At 67.2% G+C, this 14,533-nt stretch carries 13 protein-coding genes and 1 pseudogene; 10 read left to right on the top strand and 4 right to left on the bottom strand.

The genetic code is table 11. From position 1 onward, the window contains the following. Positions 1-67: 67 nt before the first annotated feature. The 4 genes from ACIPFH_RS42760 (at position 68) to ACIPFH_RS42745 (ending at position 4,147) form a co-directional block, all read left to right on the top strand. A complete protein-coding gene (locus ACIPFH_RS42760) occupies positions 68-1,186 on the top strand; it encodes an alcohol dehydrogenase catalytic domain-containing protein (protein ID WP_401835509.1) in 1,119 nt (372 codons plus the stop codon). A 96-nt stretch (positions 1,187-1,282) separates the two neighbouring features. Then, entirely contained in the window at positions 1,283-2,473 is a 1,191-nt protein-coding gene (locus tag ACIPFH_RS42755; protein WP_401835507.1) for an acyl-CoA dehydrogenase family protein, read from the top strand. Continuing rightward, positions 2,470-3,357 (top strand): 3-hydroxybutyryl-CoA dehydrogenase, encoded by an 888-nt coding sequence (locus tag ACIPFH_RS42750; RefSeq protein ID WP_401835504.1) that lies wholly within the window; start codon positions 2,470-2,472, stop codon positions 3,355-3,357. The genes ACIPFH_RS42755 and ACIPFH_RS42750 overlap by 4 nt, the downstream gene beginning before the upstream one ends. 205 nt (positions 3,358-3,562) lie before the next feature. Then, positions 3,563-4,147, top strand: coding sequence for a hypothetical protein (locus tag ACIPFH_RS42745; RefSeq protein WP_401835501.1), 585 nt, complete (start codon positions 3,563-3,565; stop codon positions 4,145-4,147). 32 nt (positions 4,148-4,179) lie between these two features. Here the strand turns inward: ACIPFH_RS42745 and ACIPFH_RS42740 are convergent. Next, positions 4,180-4,320, bottom strand: a pseudogene (locus ACIPFH_RS42740) (transposase); the annotation flags it as partial. Positions 4,321-4,406: 86 nt separating this feature from the next. Here ACIPFH_RS42740 and ACIPFH_RS42735 point away from each other — a divergent pair. Together ACIPFH_RS42735 and ACIPFH_RS42730 are read left to right on the top strand one after the other, a co-directional pair. After that, positions 4,407-5,345 (top strand): class I SAM-dependent methyltransferase, encoded by a 939-nt coding sequence (locus tag ACIPFH_RS42735; RefSeq protein WP_401835498.1) that lies wholly within the window; start codon positions 4,407-4,409, stop codon positions 5,343-5,345. A 352-nt stretch (positions 5,346-5,697) separates the two neighbouring features. After that, positions 5,698-7,206, top strand: coding sequence for a DUF4246 domain-containing protein (locus tag ACIPFH_RS42730; RefSeq protein ID WP_401835495.1), 1,509 nt, complete (start codon positions 5,698-5,700; stop codon positions 7,204-7,206). 344 nt (positions 7,207-7,550) lie between these two features. Here ACIPFH_RS42730 and ACIPFH_RS42725 read toward each other — a convergent pair whose 3' ends face one another. Continuing rightward, complete coding sequence (locus ACIPFH_RS42725; protein WP_401835492.1) at positions 7,551-7,952, bottom strand: hypothetical protein; 402 nt, start codon at positions 7,950-7,952, stop codon at positions 7,551-7,553. Positions 7,953-8,095: 143 nt separating this feature from the next. On the opposite strand from ACIPFH_RS42725, the gene ACIPFH_RS42720 reads away from it, so the two are divergent. Further along, positions 8,096-8,506 carry a hypothetical protein gene (locus ACIPFH_RS42720; protein ID WP_401835489.1) on the top strand — a complete coding sequence of 137 codons (411 nt, stop codon included), beginning with the start codon at positions 8,096-8,098 and terminating at the stop codon, positions 8,504-8,506. 294 nt (positions 8,507-8,800) lie between these two features. Here the strand turns inward: ACIPFH_RS42720 and ACIPFH_RS42715 are convergent, their stop codons facing one another. Together ACIPFH_RS42715 and ACIPFH_RS42710 are read right to left on the bottom strand one after the other, a co-directional pair. Further along, positions 8,801-9,364 carry a cysteine hydrolase family protein gene (locus ACIPFH_RS42715; RefSeq protein ID WP_401835486.1) on the bottom strand — a complete coding sequence of 188 codons (564 nt, stop codon included), beginning with the start codon at positions 9,362-9,364 and terminating at the stop codon, positions 8,801-8,803. A 195-nt stretch (positions 9,365-9,559) separates the two neighbouring features. Next, positions 9,560-10,825 (bottom strand): ROK family protein, encoded by a 1,266-nt coding sequence (locus tag ACIPFH_RS42710; protein ID WP_401835483.1) that lies wholly within the window; start codon positions 10,823-10,825, stop codon positions 9,560-9,562. A gap of 233 nt (positions 10,826-11,058) precedes the next feature. Here ACIPFH_RS42710 and ACIPFH_RS42705 point away from each other — a divergent pair, with 233 nt between their 5' ends. From ACIPFH_RS42705 to ACIPFH_RS42695, 3 genes are read left to right on the top strand one after another with little or no spacing between them, the layout of a single operon-like run. Further along, positions 11,059-12,411 carry an extracellular solute-binding protein gene (locus ACIPFH_RS42705; protein ID WP_401835539.1) on the top strand — a complete coding sequence of 451 codons (1,353 nt, stop codon included), beginning with the start codon at positions 11,059-11,061 and terminating at the stop codon, positions 12,409-12,411. Between the two features lie 16 nt (positions 12,412-12,427). Then, positions 12,428-13,366, top strand: coding sequence for a sugar ABC transporter permease (locus tag ACIPFH_RS42700; protein ID WP_359130091.1), 939 nt, complete (start codon positions 12,428-12,430; stop codon positions 13,364-13,366). Next, positions 13,367-14,263, top strand: a complete 897-nt coding sequence (locus ACIPFH_RS42695) for a carbohydrate ABC transporter permease (protein ID WP_359130085.1) — start codon at positions 13,367-13,369, stop codon at positions 14,261-14,263. It abuts the gene before it with no gap. Positions 14,264-14,533: the final 270 nt, after the last annotated feature.

Raw genomic sequence — 14,533 nt, 5'->3', positions numbered from 1 at the left:
CTCCACCAGTCCCAGAGACAGCGTCCCGGTGGGCGCCGTCTCCCCCAGCCATACCCGAGGAGACGCCATGAGTGCGACCATGCGAGCCGCGCGGATGCACGCCGTCGGCGAGCCGATGAGGATCGAGGGTCTCCCCGTTCCCGAGCCCGGCCCCGGTGACGTCCGCGTGGCCGTCCACGCCGTCAACATCGTTCCGAACCTCGCCAACATCCTGAACATGTGGACCACCTGGTTCCCGCACAGCCCCCTGCCGACCCTGCCGGCGATCTTCGGTCTCGACCCGGCGGGTGTGGTGGAGTCCGTCGGCCCGGGTGTCCAGGCGTTCAAACCGGGCGACCGGGTGTACGTCAACCCGGGCCGTTCCTGCGGATCGTGCCGGTCGTGTCGAAACGACGACTCGATCAACTGCGCCAGTTATGCCTTCGCCGGATATTTCGGCTTTTCGCCGACTGCCCTCGACCTGCTGGACCGCTACCAGGGGGGCCTCGCCGAGTACATGGTGGCGCCGGCGTACTCCCTGGTGAAGCTCCCGGACGTGCTGTCGTTCAACGCGGCCGCCCGCTTCGGCTATCTCGGCACCATGTACTCCGCCCTCCGCAAGGCCGGGGCAGCGCCGGGCAGAACGATCCTGATCAACGGCATCAGCGGCACCCTCGGCATCGGCGCCGCGCTCCTCGCCTCCGCGATGGGCCTGACCCACGTCTACGGCACCGGCCGCGACAAGGGCCTGCTCGACCAGGTCGGCAAGCTCGCAGGCGGACGCCTGCGGCTGCACGCCCTGGACGACGGCCCGCTCGACGACTGGGTCCGGGCGGAGACCGAGGGCTACGGCGCCGACATCTACGTCGACGCGCTCGGGCCGGGCGCCCCGCACGAGACGTTCCTGGCCGGCATGCGGGCGATGGCACGCGGCGGCATCGCGGTGAACATCGGCGCGGTCGCCGGCGACCTGCCCATCGACATCCACCGGATGATGGACCAGCAGCTGCGGCTGATCGGATCGGCCTGGTTCACCGCCGGCGAGGGCCAGGCCATGGCCGACATGGTGGAGGCCGGTCTGCTCGACCTCGGCCCGCTGGAACACCAGGTCTTCCCGCTGGAGAGGGTCAACGACGCCATCGGCGGCATCGCCGAACGCAACGGCGGCTTCAGCAACTTCATCATCAGCCCGACCGCCACCTCGTGAGCGGTCCGGCGGCCTCCCACCAGCCGGAGGCCGCCGGTACTCCCCCTGACCGGCGGCCTCCTCACCTCGTAACTCCCCGAACCCTGGAGACACCCGATGCACGCCCAGCACGCCCCACGCCCGGCCGACCCTCTCGACCTCGTCGAACTCGACAGCCTGCTGACCGCGGACGAGCGCGCCGTCCGCGATGCCGTCCGCACGTTCTGCGACCGGCGTGTGGAGCCCCACATCGCCGAGTGGTTCGAGCAGGGCGCGATCGAGGACATCCGCGGCCTGACCAAGGAACTCGGCGAACTCGGCCTGCTGGGAATGCACCTGGAGGGCTACGGCTGCGCGGGGATGAGCGCGGTCGACTACGGCCTGGCCTGTCTGGAGCTGGAGTCGACCGACTCCGGGCTGCGCTCCCTGGTCTCGGTGCAGGGCTCGCTGGCCATGTACGCGATCCACGCGTTCGGGTCCGAGGAGCACAAGGAGGAGTGGCTGCCGCGGATGGCGGCGGGCACGGCGATCGGCTGCTTCGGCCTGACCGAGCCCGACTCCGGCTCCGACCCGGGCAGCATGCGCACCGCTGCCCGCCGCGACGGCGACGACTGGGTCCTCGACGGGCGCAAGATGTGGATCACCAACGGGTCGGTGGCCGACGTGGCCGTCGTCTGGGCCCGTACGGACGACGGCGTGCGCGGCTTCGTCGTCCCGACCGACACCCCTGGCTTCTCGGCCCCCGCGATCAAGCACAAGATGTCCCTGAGGGCCTCGGTGACCAGCGAACTCGTGCTGGATTCGGTACGACTGCCCGGATCCGCCGAGCTACCCGAGGTACGGGGTCTTCGCGGGCCGCTGTCGTGCCTCAACGAGGCGCGGTACGGCATCGCGTGGGGAGCCATGGGAGCCGCACGCTCGTCGTTCCGGGCGGCTTTGGCCTACGCGGGCGACCGGGTCCAGTTCGGCCGCCCGATCAGCGGATTCCAGCTGACCCAGGCCAAACTCACCGACATGTCCGTGGAGTTGGCCAAGGGCACGCTGCTCGCCTTCCACCTCGGCCGGATCAAGGACGACCGCGGACTTCGCCCCGAGCAGGTCAGCTACGGCAAGCTCAACAACACCCGTGCCGCATTGCAGATCTGCCGCACCGCCCGGACGATTCTCGGCGCCAACGGCATCTCCCTGGAGTACCCGGTGATCCGGCACGCCAACAACCTGGAGTCGATCCTCACCTACGAGGGCACCGTGGAGATGCACACCCTGATGATCGGGCAGGCGCTGACGGGCCAGGCGGCGTTCCGGTGAGCGATGCGCCGGGGCCCGGCATCCGCCGGGTCGGGGTCGTCGGCTGCGGTCTGATGGGCGCGGGCATCGCCGAGGTCTGCGCCCGGGCCGGGCTGGACGTGATGGTGTACGACGTGCACGCGGACGCGGCCGAGGCCGGACGGGCCCGGATCGCCGTCTCGCTGGAGCGCGGCGTACGGCGTGGCAAGCTCTCCGGCACGGAGCGCGACGCCGCTCTCGACCGGGTGCGGGTGACCACTGACCTGGCGGATTTGGCCGATCGGGACCTGGTGGTGGAGGCGGCGACGGAGGACGAGAAAGTAAAGGTCGAGCTGTTCGCCGAGCTGGACCGCGTCGTCACCCGCGAGGACGCGCTGCTCGCGTCGAACACCTCCTCCCTCCCCATCATGAAACTGGGCATGGCCACCGCCCGCCCGCATCAGGTGATCGGGGTGCACTTCTTCAACCCGGTGCCGATGCTGGACCTCGTCGAGATCGTTCCCTCGCTGGTGACGGCTCCTCGGACACGGTCCCGCGCGGAGGACTTCGTCACGGAGGTGCTGGGCAAGAAGGTCATCCGTGCCCAGGACCGGGCCGGGTTCGTGGTGAACGCCCTGCTGGTGCCCTACCTTCTGTCCGCGATCCGGATGCTGGAGTCCGGCCACGCCTCCGCGGAGGACATCGACACGGGCATGGTTCTCGGCTGCGCCCACCCCATGGGTCCGTTGCGCCTGGGCGACCTGATCGGCCTGGACACCCTCACCGCCATCGCCGAGGCGATGTACGCGGAGTTCAAGGACCCGCGGCACGCCCCGCCTCCCCTGCTGCTGCGCATGGTGGAGGCCGGTCTGCTCGGCCGGAAATCCGGGCGCGGTTTCCACGACTACTCCGAGGGAACCAACTGATCACCTGGCACAGGAGGTACGCGGTGCGGGCGGCGGACGTGCTGGGCGGAGCCACGCTCCTGCACCGGAACTCCTGACACAACGCCATCCTCCCGGCGACATTGCGTGGCGTCGACGTACGCCCGAGGGGTGGGAATCGGGCGGGCTCTCGGTCACCGTGGACGTACTCGGCCGAGTGGGAAGCCGTGGCGGGGAAGGAAGACCGATGACGGAACCCGGTCTGTTCGAACTGGAAGCCTTCGTGGTGGGGCAGCCGAAGCGTTCACAATGGCGCAGATACGTGGGCCCCGCCCTGGCCGTGTCCACCGTGGAGGGGACCCCGCTCGCCCGGGTCACGCACACCGACGACACCCACTCCCTCCTCACGAAAACGTCCGGCGAGTTCATCGTCCGCATCAAGAGGCGTTCCCGGTTCGGGCAGTTCGGACCGGTGCGATTCCGCTTCACCGACGCCGCGGACCAAGAGGTCGGCACCGCCTGCGCCCGTGGACTCGTCAAGACCCGGCAGTTGGGCGTTCAGACGGAGCAGGGACGCCAACTCCTCCTTACACGGCGGGGTCACCTGTCGGACGAATGGCGTCTTACGGAGGCTGATCCAGAAGGGGGCCCGGCGCCGGAGATTCTGGGCCGGGTCTCGGTGAGCACCATCGACGCGTGGCTCGGGTTGCAGCAGTACGTTGTCGAAACGGACCCCCGCCTGGACGTTTCCGAACGGCGGACCATCGTCGCCTCGGTCATCTGTCTGCACCTGCTCCGCCGGCCTCCGGGCGACAGCGCCGCGCCTGCATGAGAGGGGCCCCGGTTCCGTGCCCGGGCATGTTCAAGGGCTTCACGCAGACGGGGCCACACGCCTGCCTCGAACCACTCGGCCAGGCGGCGCCGGCAGGTCATGCCCGATCCGAAGCCGAGTTCCTGCGGTACATGATCCCAGGAGAGCCCCGTGCGCAGCACGAACAGGATGCCCGGGCACCTCGATGGGCTCATCAATCACCTGAACGGACATCGGCGTGTCCGAGGTAGTCGAATGCCGCATCGCTTAGCTTCATTCCATGGGGAAAAATCTGATTTCAGTGAGTGTTCGGCAGCAGGTCAAGCGCGCTGCCAAGCGCCAGGCGGTCGTTGCGAACATGGCCTTCTCCCGACTGGGAATCCTTGTCGCACCACGCCATTACTATTCCTCCGCTCCGGACCTGCGCGGTCTGGCGGAAACCCGTGAGCTGTGGCGCACCCCTTCCAGTCTGCCCGGCCTGCACATCGATCTCGATGAACAGATGACCTGGCTCGAGAAGGCTTGCAAGCCGTTCGTCGATGAATACCGCGGAAATAGGGTGTTCGAAAAGTCGGGTGATCTCGGCCCGGGATATGGCTACATCGAGGCACAGGCCCTGCACGGTATCCTACGCTCGCTGTGCCCCCGCCGGTACTTGGAAGTGGGCAGCGGAGTCTCTACGCATATCGCGCTAGAGGCACTCACCCGGAACGCCAAGGACGGTCGTCCGGGGACGGTGACCTGCATCGAGCCGTACCCGCGCGACTGGCTGTCCCGGGACGCCCGCGTTCATCTGCACCGCGTACCGGCCCAGACCGTCGACCTGGCGACGTTCACCTCTCTGGCCGCGGGTGATGTGCTGTTCGTGGACTCGTCCCACGTGGTGAAACCCGGTTCGGACGTGAACTTCCTCGTTCTGGAGGTCTTCCCGCGTCTCGCACCGGGCGTGATTGTCCACGTTCATGACATTTACCTGCCGTACGACTATCAATGTGACCTGTTGGACAGCGTGTTGCACTGGGCGGAAACCTCGCTCGTGCGCGCCTTCCTGGCGAACAACAGCCGTGCCCGGATCCTCGCGTGCATGTCCCACCTGCACTATGAAAGGCCCGACGAGATGCGGGCGGTTTTCCCGGACTACCGGCCGGCGCCCCATCGTGACGGTCTCTTGGCCGGGGAGGGGCATTTCCCTGCTTCGCTGTGGTTCGAAGTCTGCTGACGCCCGAGGTGGCGTGCGGTGGCCCAGTCGGCGGGCAGTTCGGCGCGGCGCCGACTGCTGGACCACCCCCTCAATGATCTCCCTTCCTGACGTGCGAGCGGTCCACCGGGCGCGGTGGGCGGCGGAAGAAGTCTGGCGTTGGGCTATCGGCTGGTAGGCCGCCTCCTGTGCGTCGGTCGCGTTGCTGTGCGAGACCTCGTGCTCCTCGGCCTCGGATGAGCACGAACGGGCATCACGCGACTACGCAGGAGCCCTGGCTGCCGGACCAGCGATGGCAGGAGTCACGGCTGCGGTGTCAGTGCGCTGTCGTATCCTTCCCGCTGCCGCACACCGACTGGGAGGACCAAGAGAATTGACTGGCCTGTCTGCTTTCCCCCTGCCTTTTCATGCTTCCCGTTCCATATCGTTCGCGACACCCCGAACGCTGCAGGAACTTCAGATGATGCAGTGCAGCGCCCACATTCGGGCGAAGCCGGAGTGGTTCGACAAGATGAACGACGCCGACATCGTCGCCAGGTGGACGCAGGAAGCGGTCGCCCAAGGCCTCACCGAAGCGCAGGTTCGTTACGTGCTTGCCGAACTCGCGCACTACGCCACACTGCGAGACGGACGAACCGGTGTCGAGGTCTCCGCCGTCGACGGGGTGTGGCAGTCGGACACTCTGGTCGACAGCGAGCTCAGATCCCGGCTGCGCGAGGCGGTTCGAGTTCTGGAACAGGTGCCCGAAGCGGAACGGGACTGGCATCCCGGATCCGATGGTCAGGTACTGGATCTGGTTCATCCCTCACTGTTCTGCCTGGTGAGAGAAGTGAGCGGTGCGCCCGAGAGGGCTTGGCAGAACCCTACGGACCGCTACTCGAAGTACGAATTCTCGGAGAAATTCCAGTGGCTGCCCACGGACGTGGACGTCAGTGGCGACGGCGAGGTCGCCTTCAGTTCGTACGTCAACAACGTCCACCCCGAGGCTCATCGCGAACTGGCCTCCGTCCTGCCGGACTTGTTCGCGCGCTTGCGCCCGCTGTTCGAGAACGTGCTCACCGATCTGCGCCATCCGCGGCCCCCGCGGATCGAGGCCGATCCCTTCGGGTGGTACGACTCGGAGCCGGAGTATCCGGACAAAGCCTCCTACAGTGAGGATGGGGCCTACCAAGAAGCCGTCCGTGCTTGGGAAGAGGCCCAGGACGACTGGTGGGAAAACCGCCGCCCGGTCATCCCGGATGCCCCGGCCTTCACCCCGCCCGAGCTGCCCGACGACTCCGCCCGAGTCGACCTGCGCGGCCGCCGTCTACAGGTCATCGTCAAGCTCGCCACGATTCATCTCACCCCGGACAAGCCCGAGTACCTCGGCGGTTCCTGGCATGTCGAGGGGATGATGAACGAGCGGATCGTCTCGACCGGCATCTACTACTGGGACAGCGAGAACATCACCGAAAGCCGGCTGAGCTTCAGGGCGGCACTCGACGACCCGGCCTACGAGCAGAACGACGACAACGGTCTGCGTGAGGTCTACGGTCTGGAGGACGAAGACGCACTGAACCAGATGCTGGGATCGGCATCGACCCCAGCGGGCCGCTGCCTGGCGTTCCCGAACATCCTGCAACACCGCGTCGGCTCATTCCGCCTCACGGACCCCACCCGCCCGGGACATCGCAAAATTCTTGCGTTCTTCCTGGTCGACCCGTCGGAAAAGATCGTCTCGACATCCGATGTGCCACCGCAGCAGCCGTGGTCCCCTGCCTCGACCATGACGCTTGAACAGGCCAAGAGCTACCGCGAACAACTCATGCAGGAACGCAAGTTCTTCGTCGACGAACACAACGAGCAGCTCTATGAACGAGAGTTCTCGCTTTGCGAGCACTGACGAGCTCCGAGGCCGGCTGCGCTCCCTGATCCGCACCGCCACCGAGCCGGGCATCGGGAGCCGCACCGTCCGGTGCCGCCGGTGGCGCAGGGCGATGGAGCCGCTGGTGTCCGGAGCGGGGAGAGCGCCGGGCGAGCGGAGCGCGAGACAGCGCGGTGCGGTGGCGGGTCGGCGACGGGCTACGGGCTACGGCAGCGCCGAGGTCGGATGCCCAGCCCACAGAAGATCGCCGGTCGTCGAAGGACTGGGATCAGGTCGACTTGGCGCGCTGTCAAGCGGGTACTGCGCGGCTGCCCGGTGGGCTTTGCGCAGTGCGGAGCCGGTTCCGTGGAGAAAGCCGTTGATCAGCTGTTCTGCCTCTGTCTCGAGGTCGCAGTCCAGTGAGCTGTTGACTTGACCTCCTCCTCATCGGCTTGCTGATCGGCTCCCTCATCGACACCGGCCGCGACCGGCACACCGCCTACCTCGTCGTCGTTCACCCAGCCGAGGCCCGCCCGGCCGGCGATCAGACCACTGAGCGAACCGGCCTTCCGCATCCCAGGGGACATCGCCTCACCGGCGTCCGTGTCCCCCAACACGAGTTCCCCCAGCAGGGTGTCCGTCCCCACGGCCGACAACTCGAGCCTGACCGCTCGGCGCAGTGTCTCCACGAGCAGGTCCATGACGTCCTGCTCGAACTCCGTGGCCGCCCCGGCCACGGCCGCGCCGCCGTCGGCGTGGGATCCGGTCATCTCTTGCTGCCCCATCAGCGTTCCCCTCACAGTGCGGTGGCCCGGTCACAACGACGCTAGGCACGCCTCCCACGACACCGCGACGGCCGACCGGCCGGACTCCCGGTCCGATCGGCCATCCGGCCACCGGACTTCATGCCTCCACCACCTCGGACCAGATGGGTCCGTTCGACGTCATCGTCGACACCCTCGGCTCGGAACTGCACTGCTACCGAAGCCGGTTGGCCAACGGCGGCAGGATGGTCACCGTCGGCCTGTCCGCGTCGGCCCTGGCCGCGATCGCCGCATCGAGCGTGCACGGCTCCCGCCGCATCCGCACCTCCCGGGTCCGCGTCGCTGAGCTGATCCTCACCGGATCGATGCAGGCCCGGCGAGGCTTCGCACTGACAGCGGTGGGTACATCCACAGGCATGGACGCCGGCGCATGGATATCGCTGATAGCTACAGGCATCGTCTTGCTCATCGGGGCGGGGCTCATCTGCTACGAGCATTGGGGATCCGGCGCGAACCAGAGCCGGGAGTATGACCTGGGGCCGGACAACACCAGCGGCGGAGGCGGAGGCGGCTGACGCCACGGTTCGGCCGAACCGCCTCAGCCCGAACCTGCCGTCGATCTCATGACCGCGCTGCGGTAGAGCGTTGGGGAGGCGCTCCCGCTGGTTCCTTCGAGCGCAACATCCTAGTAGGGCTTGGTGAGGTTCGTACTACGCCGCCAAGTCCCGCACCCCCAGCACCCGGGCCGTCCGCGACGCCGAGCCGAAGACGCACATCAGCCGCATCCACACACCGACGGCCGCCCTCACCCCGGCGGTGGGAGGCGCTGCCGTCTTGCCCCCGCACTCGAGGATCCGGACTGCCTCCCGCTATTGCGGCGCGATGGCTTGGAGCCAGTCCTCGACGGCGACGACATCTGCCCACTGCGGGAACAGCTTCTCGGTGAGCATCGTGTGCACGTCGGGGTCGGTGTCGAGGCAGGCATCCGCCAGGACGGTGAGGCCGAAGTCCAGGTCGATGGCATGCCACAGGGTGGAGAGCACTACAGCGCTGGTGGCGATGCCGGTGAGAACAAGGCTGTCGATATCGCGAGCCCTGAGTACCAGGTCGAGGTCGCTGCCCGAGAACGCGCTTCCCCGCCTCTTGGTAACCACCACGTCGCCCTGCTGGGGCGCGACATCGTCATGGATCTCGGTGCCAGGGGCCCCCTCGGCGAACAGGCCGGCCCGCACGGCATTTGTCATCACCCTGTTGCGAGGGCTGACTTCCGGATCGCCCGGCCGTAACCCCATCACCACATAGATCACGGAAATGCCGGCAGCCCGGGCACCGTCGATCGCCCTACGCAGGCGCGGCAGATATCCGGAACCGTCATCGGCGATGGCCACGACGTCTCGTTGGACGTCCATCACCAGAAGTGCGCTGTTCGCCATGCTTGCCGTCCCTTCTCCATGAGGAAACAAGAACAAGTCTGGTTGATCAACCGAACTGCATGGGAGATTTCGGAGATCCGTATCATGATCATGCGTCGCGCCGGAGTGCTCCCATGACCGGTGTCGGTTCGCATCGACATTTTCTTGCAGCGTGGGAAGCAGTTGGTGACGGCCGAGGCCGCGACAGTCCTGCGTTCAGCGGCGCGCGCCGACGTGGCCGGGAGCGGTCTGGTCGCCCTGGAGCATGTGCCAGCCCGGGGTGTAGGCGCCGTGGAGGACCAGCGACGCCGCGCCGACAGCGCCGACGTGATCTCCGATGAGGCTCGGCTCCACGGAGACCGTACGCACGGCGCGTGCGATGGACCGGCCGTTGACCCATGTGTGCATCGCCCGGTGGACCTGCTCCTCGATGCCGTGCAGCGCCTCGCCGCCGAGCACGATGAGACGGACGTCGAGCAGGTTCACCGTGGTCAGCGCCGCCTGGCCGAGACGCTCCGCGGCGCGCTCGACCGCCTCGATCGCGTGCCGGTCACCTTTCGCCGCGGCGGCGCGGAGCCCGCGCCAGTCCGCGCGCGTCTGCTCAGGGCTCAGGGTGAGGCAGAGGCGTTCAGCCTCGACCCGGCCGTGCCGGGCGGCGAAGTCCGCGAGCACCGCGTAGGGCGCCGCGTACGCTTCCAGGCAACCTCGCGCACCGCAGTGACACTCGTTCCCGCCGGGTTCGACCACCACGTGGCCGAACTCGCCCGCGTTCCCCGAGTCGCCGCGTAGCACCGAGTCCGCGGGCATGATCCCGCCGCCGATCCCGGCGCCCATGTAGACGAAGAGGAAGCCGCCCGCCCGGTCCGCTCCGCCGGCCCAGCGCTCACCGATGGCGGCGGCCGTGGCGTCGTTGTCCATCACCACGGGCAGCCCGGTCGCCCGGCCCAGCAGTTCCGTGAGGTGCACGTGGTGCCAGTCCGGCAGGTTGGGCGGGTCGAGGACCATGCCGCGTGCGCGGTCCATCGGCCCCGGCACGGCGACGCCCAGTCCCAGTAGCCGACTGCGTTCCACGTCCGACTTCGCGATCAGTGTGTTCACCCACCTGGTCAACATGCGCACCAGCCGGTCGGGATCACTCTCGGAGGAGGTACGCATCGTGCGTCGCCGCACCACCCGGCCGGACAGATCGAGTAGAACGGCCACCGTGATGTCGGGGTCGAGATGGACTCCCACGGCGTACGCCGCGTCCGGGCGCAGCGAGAGCAGCTTGCGCCGCTTGCCGCCGTGGGATGGGGCCTGGCCGGTCTCCTGGATCAGACCTTCGTCGAGCAGCCGGCGCACCACGTTGGAGACCGTCTGGTTGGTGAGGCCGGTGGCCTGGGCCAGTTCGACCCTGCTCACGGACGACCGCCCGCGGACGGCGTCCAGTACGACGGCGCGGTTGTAGCCCCCCACCCGTGGCAAGTTGGTGCCCGTCCGCATGTGTCCGTCTCCGTTCGACCGAGGGGGCGATGGCGTCCCGCGGGACCTTGCCCGATCGCCAAGTCTCCTGAACCTCATGGCAAAAACACGGTGCTGAGGGGGCGTTCGGCGTGCACGCCCATTGACCTCATCAATCAAATGGATTTACTTTCGCGGGCAACAGCGCCACGCCCTCAATCGGCAGGGGCCTTTCCTCCTTGGGTGGAGCACCAGTGAAAGCGCACTTCAGACCCATTCTCCTTGTCTCCCTGAGCGGATCCCTGGTCTTTTCGCTCGCCGCATGCGGAGGTTCCGGATCGGCCGGATCAGGTGACACGATCAAGATCGCCTATCAGCGAAGCATGGACAACAAGAGCCGGATCATGGACAACTATCTGGCTCTGGTGAAGAAGCAGTTCGAAAAGGCCAACCCGGGCAAGAAGATCCAACTCATCCCCGTCCAGGCGTCGGAGAACGACTACTACTCGAAGATCCAGTTGATGATGCGCTCGCCGCGCACCGCCCCCGATCTCGTCTACGAGGACACCTTCCTCATCAACTCCGACATCGCCAGCGGCTATCTGCGCCCCCTGGACAACTACCTGAAGAACTGGCCCGACTGGAGTCAGTTCGTACCCACCGCGAAGGCCGCGGCCCGAGCGCAGGACGGCAAGACGTACGGCGTTCCGGACGGTACCGACACCCGCGGCCTCTGGTACAACAAGCAGCTCTTCCAGAAAGCCGGCCTGCCCACCGACTGGCAGCCCAAGAGCTGGGACGACGTCCTGAACGCGGCCCGCACCATCAAGAGGAAGCTCCCCGGTGTCACGCCGATGAACATCTACACCGGCAAGGCCGCGGGTGAGGCCGCGACCATGCAGGGCTTCGAGATGCTGCTCTACGGCACCGGCAAGAACCCGCTGTACGAGGCGTCGTCGAAGAAGTGGGTCATCGACGGCAAGGGCTTCAGCGACTCCCTGGGCTTTGTGGAGAAGGTGTTCAAGGAGAAGCTCGGCCCCGACGTCCAGGACGCGCTCGACGCCAACTTCGGCAGCACCGTGGGCACCCAACTGCTCCCGGAGGGCAAGCTCGCGATCGACCTCGACGGTTCCTGGATGGGCAACAACTGGACCAAGACCGGCGGCAAGCCATGGCCGCAGTGGACCCAGGTGATGGGCCAGGCCGCGATGCCCACCCAGAGCGGCGCCGCACCCGGCAAGGTCAGCCTGTCCGGCGGCTGGACCTGGGCCATCCCCGCCAAGTCGAAGAACGCCGACCTCGCCTGGAGCTTCGTCAAGACCCTCCAGACCAAGGCCAACGCCGTCGAGTACGACATCCGCAGCGCCAACATCGCTGTGCGCCAGGATGTGGCTGCCGACCCCGGCTACCAGAAGTCGATGCCCGGTATCGACTTCTTCACCGGTCTGGTCAAGTACACGTACTACCGCCCGGCGCTGCCGGTCTACCCCCAGGTGTCGACCGCGATCCAGGAAGCCATGGAAGCCGTGACGACCGGTGACGCGAGCCCGGAGAAGGCCACGAGTGACTACGCGGCAGCGGTGAAGAGCGCCACCAACGGTGCGGTCGTCGACGGATCGGGTGGGTGAAGACGCTGTGACAACGATGTCCGGTGCGGGTGCGGGGGTACGCGGCCACGGCACGCGTCTCCCGCGCCCCTCCGGGGCTCCCTCCCCCGTCGAGCGCACCCGCCGCACGCTGATACGCGGGCTGCCGGTCCTGCCCTCGGTGATCCTCCTGCTGCTGTTCCTGGCCGGACCGATCGCGTACTGCGTCTACTACGCGTTCACCGACATGCAGCTCACCGGCGCCTCGGGCACGCACTTCGTCGGCTTCGCCAACTTCACCAAGGCGTTCCGCAACCCCGACTTCCTCAACGCGGTCGAACTCACGCTCGTCTTCACCCTCGTGTCGTCGATCATCGGGCAGAACGTGCTGGGTCTGTCGCTGGCCGCGCTGATGGGCAAGGCGTCGCGGCGCGTGCGCACCGTGACGAGCACGGTCGTGATCGTCGCCTGGGTGCTCCCGGAAGTGGTCGCCGCCTACCTGCTCTACGTGTTCTTCAGCAGGCAGGGGGAGCTCAACGCGATCCTCGAGTTCCTCCACCTGCCGCAACAGAACTGGCTGTACACGCTCCCCATCGTCGCCGTCTCCCTGGCCAACGTCTGGCGTGGAACGGCTTTCTCCATGCTCGTGTACTCGGCGGCGCTGAAGGAGATCCCGACGGAGATCACGGAGGCCGCCGAAGTGGACGGCACCGGCCGGTGGCAGCGACTGTGGTTCATCACCCTGCCGATGATCCGCCGCTCGATCGGCACCAATCTGATGCTCAACACCCTGCAGACACTGTCGGTGTTCGGCCTCATCTACGTCATGACCCGCGGCGGCCCCGGCAACAGGAGCCAGACGCTGCCGCTGTACATGTACGAGCAGGCATTCCAGAACAGTCTCATCGGGTACGGAACGGCGGTGGCTCTGATGCTCCTCGTGGTCGGCGCCCTGTTCTCCGTCCTCTACCTGCGACTGATGAGGACGGAGGTCTGAATGGCGGTCATCGCCTCCCCGAAGTCCACCGCCCGGCGCACACGCCCGAGCGCCGCGCCGCGGACCGCCCGCCGCTCGCGACGGCACACCGAGCGGACCGTGGCGAACGCGGTGCTGGCGCTGATCGCGGCGGTGTTCCTCGTGCCCCTGCTGTGGCTGGTCCTGGCCTCGCTGAACGGTACGGCCGGCCTGCGGGTCTCCACGCCCGACCCGGTGACGCTGGACAACTTCCGCGCGGTGCTCAACACGGACATCACCTATCGGCCGATCCTCAACGGGCTGATCCTGTGCGGCGGCGCGACGGCGCTGTCCGTGGGGTGTGCCGTGCTGGCGGCCTACCCGCTGTCAAGATACGAGTCGCGGTACAAGCGTCCGTTCCTGCTGACCATCCTGTTCGCCACCGGGCTGCCGATCACCGCCGTGATGGTCCCCGTTTACGCCATGTTCGTACAGGTCAACCTGATCGACACGATGTACGGCACGATCCTGTTCCTGGGCACTTCGTCGCTGCCGTTCTCGATCTGGCTGACGAAGAACTTCATGGACGGTGTGCCCCTGGTGCTGGAGGAGGCCGCCTGGACGGACGGTGCGTCCGGTCTGCAGACCCTGCGCCGTGTGGTGCTGCCGCTGATGTGGCCGGGCATCACGGTGGTCACCATCTTCACTTTCCTGAGCATGTGGGGGAACTTCTTCGTCCCGTTCTTCCTGCTGCTCTCTCCCGATCAGCTGCCGGCCTCGGTCAGCATCCTCAATTTCTTCGGCTCGCGCGGCACGGTGGAGTACGGGCAGCTCGCGGCCTTCTCCTTGGTGTACTCCGCGCCCGTGGTCCTGCTCTACGTCGTGATGTCGCGGGTGCTGGGCGGCAGTTCCGCGCTCGGCGGCGCGCTCAAGGGCTGATGCGGCGGACCCAAGGCGGACGGGCGCCCTCGTCGCAGTGCACCCCTCCGGCCCTGCCGCGTTCGTTCCACCGGCTCCTCTCACCGTTTCCCCCTCACGGTCTCCGCTGTCCGGTTCCCTCTCCACTCGTTCCCCTTCACCGAGTTCTTCCCACCGTTTGTTGTCCCACCGAGTTCTAGTAGGGCTTGGTCATCTTCACTTGGGCATGCGTGTCTACTGCTCTGCGAGTGTCGTTGGAGTGGTGTGACACCTGAGGAGATGGCCTCGGTC

It is taken from the genome of Streptomyces sp. NPDC088157 (assembly GCF_044741545.1).
Taxonomy (GTDB): Bacteria; Actinomycetota; Actinomycetes; order Streptomycetales; family Streptomycetaceae; genus Streptomyces.
This window is presented reverse-complemented; position numbering and strand designations above follow the sequence as displayed.